We start from the raw sequence: 8,904 nt of genomic DNA, 5'->3' as shown, positions 1-8,904 counted from the left end.
TGTCGATACCTTTTCTGCCAGAATGGGACGAGCAATCCGAGGTGACGATCGCCTTTCGCAAATTATTAGCGTGGCTACCGATGGAGAAACTTTCGGACACCACAAAGGAGGAACAGAAAAATGTATTGCTTATGCCCTGAGCGAACAATTTGCCCATTATAATTGGACGGTAACTAACTATGCCCACTACCTCAGTATTTGTCCCCCTACTTGGGAAGTAGTCTTAAAACCCGTAACTGCCTGGAGTTGCGCTCACGGAGTCGGACGCTGGCAAGATAACTGTGGTTGCGCTAGCGGTGGCGGTTGGAATCAGAAATGGCGCAGACCTTTACGAGATGCTTTGGATTGGTTGCGAGATAATTTAATTGATGTCTATCAAGAAACTGGTAGCAAGTTTTTCCGCGATCCTTGGTTGGCAAGAAATGAATATATCAAAGTATTGGGCGATCGCTCTAAAGATAATGTGGCAGAATTTCTCCAACGCCACCAAATTAGAGAATTATCAGCAACAGAAAGGATCGATGCTCTGCGTTTGTTAGAGATGCAACGTCATACTTTGTTGATGTATACCAGTTGTGGCTGGTTTTTTGAGGAAATATCTCGCCCAGAAGGAGTTCAAATCTTGCGTTATGCTTCTCGCGCGATCGAATTGGCAGGAGAAGTAGCGGGAATTCATCTCAAACAAGAATTTATCGCTCGTTTGGCGAAAGCACCCAGTAATGTAGTTCTCTTTGGCAATGGTAAGGAAGTTTATCAGCAATTGGTTGCACCTTCCCAAGTTAGCTTTCAACAAGTAGCTGCCCACTATGCTATTAGTTCTTTATTTGCTAAACATCTGTCCCAAGAGCAAGTTTATTGCTATCAAGTCGATCGCCTAGACTATCAAAAGCAACAAATGGGGACTCTTTCTCTAGCAGTAGGACAGATAAAATTAACATCTGAAATCACTTGGGAAAGCCAGCACATCGTTTTTGCAGTCTTGCATTTAGGGGGTTGGGATTTCCACTGTTGTATCGATAATTTTGACGGTCGTTTGGCTTATGCAGAATTGAAACAGGAATTGTTTGGCAAGATCGAAAAAGCTAGCATTGCTCAGGTTATTTTAGCAATGAATAATCTGATGGTAGGTAGCAAATCTTTTAACCTCCAAGATCTTTTTGCTGAAGAAAGACAGCGCATTATTAAGTTGTTGACGGTTAAAACCAAAAAACATCTCGACCAACTGTATACCCAAGTTTATCGAGAAAACTATAGTATGCTGGCAGCTTTTCAACGAGAAGAATTACCAGTCCCTCAAGAATTAAAAGTCGCAGTAGAAGTGGCTTTATCTTTTCGTTGTGGAGAAGCAATTAAGAATCTGGAAGGAGCAATTGAAGATCCTAGTACTCTTGATAGTTGCTTGGCAGAATTAGAAGCTAGTGCTACCGAAGCTCAATACCTCAACTGCAAGCTAAATATTCCCGAAGCCAAACAAATTTTAGAACAAACCATCGTCCGTTTATTGTGGAAATTGCTGTACGATGGCGATCCTACAACCCTAGAAACCGATGTGGCTCGCTTAGAAAAAGCGATCGCTTTGGGGTGGAAGGTAACCCCTGGTTTGGCTTTAGACCGCGCTCAAGAGATTTATTTTAACTGTCTCCATCAGCGTATCCTTCCTGATTGTATTGTTAATATCGATAGCCCCGATGTTAATAGCTGTCCTTGGAATATTACCCAAATCAAACCGTTATTAAAACTAGGAAAAACCCTAGCGATCGATGTTAGTTTGTGGTTGAAATAATCAATTAATAATTAAAAAGTAAGGTAAGTATGACTTACCTTACTTTTTTTATGAAATCTATTGTAAGTCTGTGAATTAAATTTTATAGCTAAATATCGTATTTTAATTTAATTGCTCGATAGAAAATTGCAATCCTAAAGCAGCTAATACTTTATTAATAGTGAAAAATTGGGGATTTCCCGACTCAGATAAAGCTTTATAAAGACTCTCTCTACCTAAATCTGTTTCCGTTGCTACCTTACTCATCCCTTGATTGGCACGAACCACATTACGCAAAGCAAGTAGGAATTCTTCTACCGAGCCATCATTGAGGGCATCATTTAAGTATATTGCTGCATATTCAGAATCAGTTAGTTCTCTATCCAAGCTTTCGTGCATATCTTTCAGCTTCATTTTTATACTTTCTCCATAGTGTTTTAGCTCGATCTATATCTTTTCGTTGAGTACTTTTATCTCCACCGCCCAATAAAACAATAATTGTATTTTCCACTTTAACGAAATAAATTCGATATCCCGCGCCAAAATGCAATCTCAGTTCGTATATACTTTCTCCTACCGATTTAGTATCGCCTAAATTACCAAGTTCTAAACGATCTAAATGCCGTCTAATTCTAACTTTAGTTTTCTTATCCTTGAGGGAAAAATACCACTTTTCAAAAGGAACATTACCTTCATCTGTTTCCAATAATCTGATTTGATTGGGAGATGTCATTATATTTATTTGTATCCCACAGGATACATTATAATAGCGATCGCTTTGGGCTGGAAGGTAACTCCTGGTTTGGCTTTAGACCGCGCTCAAGAGATTTATTTCAACTGTCTTCACCAGCGTATCCTTCCTGATTGTATTGTTAATATCGATAGCCTCGATGTTAATAGCTGTCCTTGGAATATTACCCAAATCAAACCATTATTAAAACTAGGAAAAACCCTAGCAATCGATGTTAGTTTGTGGTTGAAATAATAAAGGGCTTCGCTCAAGTCATTAGCTATTAGCTATTGGTGACAAGTTAACGTTTTGTACCGTTTGTCAATCGCTTTTAAGTAATGAGTAATAAGTGATAGACGCAATTGTGACTTTTTCATCTTATTGGGATGCGATTGCCAAGCTAGCCGTAGGCATCGCATTTTTACTTATCTTTAACTTTTATATTGTGTTTTAAAAAATATAAATACACTACATATAGTGTTTGACAGATTCAAAATTTCCTTAACTTGTCACGATTGGTTGTAAACACACGGCTTTACTAACTCCTCTAACTGTTGCGAAATTGCTTCGTTGTCTATATTGGGATGACTTCTGTTTCTGGCGTGGTCTCGAATACTTTTTTGTGAGTGTGCCATTTAACTTGCTCGCGATCGCATTTGGGGACAAAATTGATATTTAATACCTAGTTTAAAATTCCTACACTCTCTAATTTAACTGCGTTTGACAACTTGTACTTTTTCTTAACTTGTCACCAATGGATAACAACTAACAACTAACAACTAACAACTAACAACTAACAAAATCAAAGCCAATTTCCCACCATAATAAAAGGCGACCAATAGTAGGGATGTTTGAAATGAGAAGATTCGATTAAATTTATTTGTGCTTGACGAAGAGCTTGAGCTTTGTTGCGTTTGATTTGAGATTGAGTAATATTTTGATAAAAATAATTCATCGTTAAGGCGGTAGATTCGTCATAGACAGTCCAAAGAGTTGCTAGGGTAGTTTTGGCTCCCGCTTTAACTGCCATGCCTGCCAAGCCTAAAGCTGCCCGATTATCGCCTCTAGCAGTTTCGCAAGCACTAAGAATCAAAAGTTCGATCGCCTGTCGATCTGCGTCTCTACTGCTCAAAATATTATCTAGCTCGTTAATATTAAGGTCGTCATCCCAAGCTAAAAGAAAAGTATCTTCTAAATTGGAGCTAAATTGACCGTGAGTGGCAATATGAACGATGGGATAGTTTTGAGATTGGATCTTTTCTGCCAATCTTTTTTTGGTAAAGCGATCGTCGCGCAAAACTAAGCTATTGGTTTGGTTTTGGATATCTTGTAATTCGCGATCGACATATTCTAAAGAAGAAAAACCCCGTCTTTGTTGGGTAATACCTGCGGCAAGAGTGGTTAATTCGATTTGCTCTAAAGGCAGAGGTGCGAGGAGTTGCAAGCCAGGGGTAAGAGCTACATTATATTCTTGGATTAAATATTTTTCGCCGTTATGGAGAGTCGCCAAGGGAATGTTACGAAAACTACCATCGGGAACAAAGACTAGGGTTTGTATATTGTGTTGTTTGAGATCTTTTAAGATAGGTTGAATTAGCCAACTATAAAGTTTTTGGGCTGGTTGATAATAGGTGCGACGGCTGCGAATTTGGAGAGTTTGACGTAATTCCTCAATGGTATTTTCTAATTCTGTTTGGGGAATGGCTTGGGAATGATGTTGTAAAGATTTATCGGGAAGACTGACAATAACTTCCAGGCGATCGCTTAATATAATCGGATAAATTACCGCAGCCTCGCGATCTATTTCATCAATGGCAGCAGGAGTAGCATCTAAGCAAGCTTCGCGAAAAAAGTTATTGAGTTCTGCTAGTTGCAAAGATTCAATTGTGTTTCTAGCTTTTAATAAATTTGCTTGACTGACTGGCTGGTTATTATTTGGGGTGAGTAATAAACTAACTAACTCCCGATAGACTGGTTCGACTTGTTCGCGGAAAGAAAATTGTAGATCGGCATTGGTAACTACCAAATCGCTCCGCAGAGACTCTAAAGCTTCTACGGCATCTTGATAGGCAGCGATCGCACTTTGAAGATTGCCTTGAGATCGATTTAACCTACCGAGTTGCCATTGCCATTGATAGGTAAGTTGGGAATTATTGATGGTTTGGGCTAACTGTACTGCTTGGCGAGTATATTTGCTTCCCAAATCTAATTGGCTATCGCTTTCGTACAAATACCCTAGCATTCCCACTGCATAGGATTGAGCTTGAGGATCTTCCAGTTGATTGGCGCGATCGATTGTTGAGAGCAAACTATTTTTAGTCTTGTCTAAGATAGAGCGATCGCCCGTACTATTGCCTAAGGCGATCGAATGTTTGGCTAGGTTAACTCGCGCATATACTAGTCTTCTAGTGGGAATAACAGGAACATCATTGAGATCGGTTTGAATGTGGGCTAATAAATCTCGTGCGGGTTGCCATTGTTGGTTATTAATGAGCAATCCTAGCTCATTGAGTCTTGCTTCTGTTTTTAATAAAGATCTAGCGGTAGTCTTAGCAACCTGTTGATAGTACTTAAGAGCTTGGGTTTTATCTTCTCTGGCTACAGCATTGTTACCCAAACTAAATAGAGTCGTGCTACTTTCTTCTGGTAAGTTTAATTCCTGAGATAATGCCAAACTTTGCTGGAGCATCTTTTCAGCAGCTTCTAAATCTCCCGTGACTTGTAAGGCAATGCCTAAACTACGCAAACCAGTAATTTTTAAAGTGGGATCTTGATGATTTTCTAATTCGGTAGCAATTTTAGATAGAGTTTTTTGGGCGCGACGATATAAGCCCAAACTCTGCCAGGCTTGAGCTTGATTGATTTTTGTTCCCAAGACACCAATGTCGTCTCCTACCTGTTGATAGGCTTGTCTTGCTTGTTGCCAACTAGCCAAAGCAGCTTGGGTTTTACCCATTGCCAATTCTATATTGCCCCTAGCATTCAAAGCTTGGGCTTTAATTTGCCAATGGCGATCGCTTTTGGGATGAGAGATTAATTTTAAACTCCGAGTTAAATATGTTTCTGCTAGGTTGATATTGCCTAGCTTTTCTTCACTTAAAGCCAAATAATTTAAAATCTGAGCTTGGGCTAAAATATCCTGTTTATTTTTAGCTTTTTTGGCAGCATTTTGCCAAATTTCCTTGGCTTCAGCATATCTTCCCGACTGATAAGCTAGTTTGCCAAAAGCGATCTCCTCAGAGTGAGATTTATCCGTAACATAAACAGTTGCCGTAGTCCGATCTAATTCTTTAGCCATCGCCCCATCGGTAATCGCGAGCGCGCCAACCGCAGCTACGAACAAACCACACAACGAATTAAATAAAATTAAATAGAGCTTGGAAGAATAAAAATAAGATAAGAGCATAATAATTAACAGCTAAATAATAACTAAAGAGATTTCTGAGGCTTAGAGCTTATAGCTTGGAGCTTATAGCTGAAGAACAGTTTATTTACCGCACTGATTGAATAATGCCCAATAGTCAGAAGTTTTAGCTTGGGGAAGGTGAGTTAACAATTCCACTTTGCCGCGATCGTTAATATTCCAAGCTTTAGCTTCAATAATGCCCTGGTTATTAGATTCTTGTTCGTCGGTAAAATCTCGTAAATCTTCCCAAACAGATTTACCTCTCAAATTTTGACTGGGATTTTCTGCCAAACCTCCTTTACCAATAGTAGAAAGAGTATTTACCCCATCTTTCGGGCATATACTGGCAATCAAAGCCGTAGGATCTACAACCCGAACTGGTAAATTCAAAATTTCAATTTGTCCTTCTGTTTCTACGCTATTGATATCTACCGCACCATCAATTCCCGATTCCGAACTGGCATCCACTAGAGTATCGGGCGTAACTAAGAAAACTTCGGTAGTGATGTCAATATTGCCCCCATCGCCTCGATCTGCCTGAGCAACGATGCTGCTGTTATTTTTGCCAATAATAATCTTACTGTCGATAGTTAAATTCCCACCCCCACCAGTACCATCATCAACGCTCGTACTAAGCTGGGTGCGATCGAGAGAAATGTTATTTATGGCTAACTGAATATCTCCACCCCCAGAATTATCTGAGGTGGCAGTAATCGAACCATTTTCCCCGATAAAATTGTTGGCTCGAACTTCAATATTTCCCGCATTACCAGATTTAGTACTATCAACTGAAATTCTTCCCTGGCTATTGATACTTAAATTATTAGTTCTCAGTTCAATATTGCCTCCAGCACTAGTACCCTTCGTATCGGCATCAATTTCGCTGTTGTGGGCAATAGTTACATCTTCAGCAATTACTAAATCAATATTGCCCCCACCACTATTATTAGTCGAAGCGGTAATACTACTAGGAACATCGACATCGCTAGTATCTAATTTGATATTATCAGCATTAATAGAGATACTTCCTGCCTTTCCTTCCCCTGGAGGAAAGTTATTGCTACTAGAAAAATTGCTAGCACTGATAGTTGCCCCATCCAGAATAGTTAAATCGTCAGCATTAATTTCCAGATTCCCACCATCCCCCGTACCGATAATGGCATTGCCAAAAATACCACTTGCCCCAAATTCCGATCTCCCCTTCAACTTAATTTCATCGGCATTAATAGTCAATTCTCCTCCTTTGCCAATCCCCGCAGTGCTGACAGCAATTTGACCATCATCTATTACTTGGAGGCTTCTTGTATCAATTGTTAAACTTCCCCCATCCCCTGTAGCGTTCGGTGCGACAATAGAAAATAAGCCACTGGGAGCATTAGAATTTCCAGCAGAAACTTCAATCTCATCAGCATCAATTGAAATTGCTCCAGCTTTTCCCAATCCTAAAGTTAGTGCTGAAATTTGCGCTCCATCAATAATATTTAATCGATCTACTTCTACTGAAATTTGTCCTCCTTCTCCTGTAGCTTCAGATTCCACATTAGAAAAGATTCCGCTAGAACTACCTCCTGGAGATGTGCCAGCTAATTGAATTTCCTTGGCTTTTATATCCAATACATTAGAATTTCCCTCGCTAAAAGTAGTAACGGTTATTTGTGCTCCATTGGCGATCGACAATAATTCTGTATTAATACTTAAACTATCTACATTTCCTCTCGCGCCAGATCCGACATTAGAAAATATTCCACTCGCACCTACTACGGGCGCACCACCAAGCAATTGTATTACTTGGGAATTAACAGATAATGATCCTGCATCGCCGTTACCAAAAGTAACAACTTCTACTCTTGCACCATTTTTAACCAATAAAGATTCTGTCTCAATCGCAAGATTTCCTCCTTTGCCCATAGCTGCCGATTCTACACTGGCGAGAAAAGCACTTGCAACATCATTTGGTAAAGTGCCTGATAGTTCAACTCGATCTGCTTTAGCAACTAAATTTCCGCCATCACCATTACTAAAAGTAATAGTTGCAGCTTGCCCTCCTCGGTCAACAACAATTTCATGAGCATTTATATCTATGTCGCCACCATCTCCATCACCAAATACTAAGGTAAACAAACCACTAGAATCGAGTACGGGCGAACCGCTAAATAATTCCAGATAATCGGCATTGACTTTAATATTGCCCGTGTTTGCTTCCCCATAGGAACTACTAATTACCTGCGCGCCGTCAGTAACAATTATGTTGGCGGAGTTCAGTTCGATATCTCCTCCCTTTGCCGTGGCACTGGGAGCAACATCTGTAGACAAACGACTGATAAAGGATAAATCTACCGTAGTACCAGCTACCACTAACAATTCCGAAGCGTTAATTTGTAAATTTTCCCCAGCAACATCCCCTACCGTATCCGCTAAAATTGCCGAGCCATCGGCGATGATTACTTCTTTTCCTTGTAGGGTTACCTTGCCCCCTCCTCTGCCACTAGTTTCTAGGGAAGAAGCATTAAACAAATTTATATCTTTAAAATTAGTGACATTGGAATAATCAAAATTTAAGTCAGACTCCGTAAGCTCGAACTCGACTAGATTATTATCGCCAACGCTACCGAGTTGTATGCTTCCCGTTGACGCAGTTAAATTTCCGCCGTCTAAGATAATATTGCCGCCAATCAAGCCCAATGTTTTTCCTGGTTTGACTTCCAATCCCCTCGGTCGAAAACTGCGATTTACGGTAAAGTCGGGATTGAACTGGAGTTGGTTGCCATTACCCGTAACGACGATATCTCCGTTATTATTGCCATACTGCAAACCAACGGGAATAGTCACGGTAAGCAAAGGCGATGCTTGAGGATCTACTGCCCCAAACTCACTATCGTCGGCAAACTTGAGACTGTCGGCAGTACTGCCGATAAAAGAACCACCAATATCTAAAGCAGAGTTTTCCCCAAAAACAATTCCATTGGGATTGATTAAAAATAGATTGGCAGTACCATTAGCTCGAAT

General features: G+C 40.0%; 6 protein-coding genes. 2 read left to right on the top strand and 4 right to left on the bottom strand.

Annotation, left to right across the window (positions count from 1 at the left end):
- On the top strand, positions 1–1,783 hold a 1,783-nt coding region (locus AC33VI_RS19415; RefSeq protein WP_491783908.1), incomplete at its 5' end, for a DUF3536 domain-containing protein.
- Positions 1,784–1,885: 102 nt separating this feature from the next.
- On the opposite strand, the gene AC33VI_RS19410 is transcribed toward AC33VI_RS19415, so the two are convergent.
- Entirely contained in the window at positions 1,886–2,176 is a 291-nt protein-coding gene (locus AC33VI_RS19410; RefSeq protein ID WP_491783907.1) for an addiction module antidote protein, read from the bottom strand.
- Positions 2,142–2,495, bottom strand: coding sequence for a type II toxin-antitoxin system RelE/ParE family toxin (locus tag AC33VI_RS19405; protein ID WP_491783906.1), 354 nt, complete (start codon positions 2,493–2,495; stop codon positions 2,142–2,144). The genes AC33VI_RS19410 and AC33VI_RS19405 overlap by 35 nt, the downstream gene beginning before the upstream one ends.
- A gap of 9 nt (positions 2,496–2,504) precedes the next feature.
- Between AC33VI_RS19405 and AC33VI_RS19400 the strand changes: the two genes are divergently transcribed.
- A complete protein-coding gene (locus AC33VI_RS19400) occupies positions 2,505–2,747 on the top strand; it encodes a hypothetical protein (RefSeq protein ID WP_491783905.1) in 243 nt (80 codons plus the stop codon).
- 547 nt (positions 2,748–3,294) lie between these two features.
- Here the strand turns inward: AC33VI_RS19400 and AC33VI_RS19395 are convergent.
- A complete protein-coding gene (locus AC33VI_RS19395; RefSeq protein ID WP_491783904.1) occupies positions 3,295–5,898 on the bottom strand; it encodes a CHAT domain-containing protein in 2,604 nt (867 codons plus the stop codon).
- 81 nt (positions 5,899–5,979) lie between these two features.
- Positions 5,980–8,904 (bottom strand): two-partner secretion domain-containing protein (locus AC33VI_RS19390; protein ID WP_491783903.1); only part of this gene is annotated, 2,925 nt, incomplete at its 5' end.

Source organism: Waterburya sp. (assembly GCF_058530065.1).
Note: the sequence above shows the minus strand (reverse complement) of the source record. Positions and strands in the feature narration are given on the sequence as shown.

Coding starts and splice junctions, on each gene's coding strand:
- AC33VI_RS19410 (WP_491783907.1), bottom strand. CDS start 2,176: ATGAAGCTGAAAGATATGCACGAAAGCTTGGATAGAGAACTAACTGAT.
- AC33VI_RS19405 (WP_491783906.1), bottom strand. CDS start 2,495: ATGACATCTCCCAATCAAATCAGATTATTGGAAACAGATGAAGGTAAT.
- AC33VI_RS19395 (WP_491783904.1), bottom strand. CDS start 5,898: ATGCTCTTATCTTATTTTTATTCTTCCAAGCTCTATTTAATTTTATTT.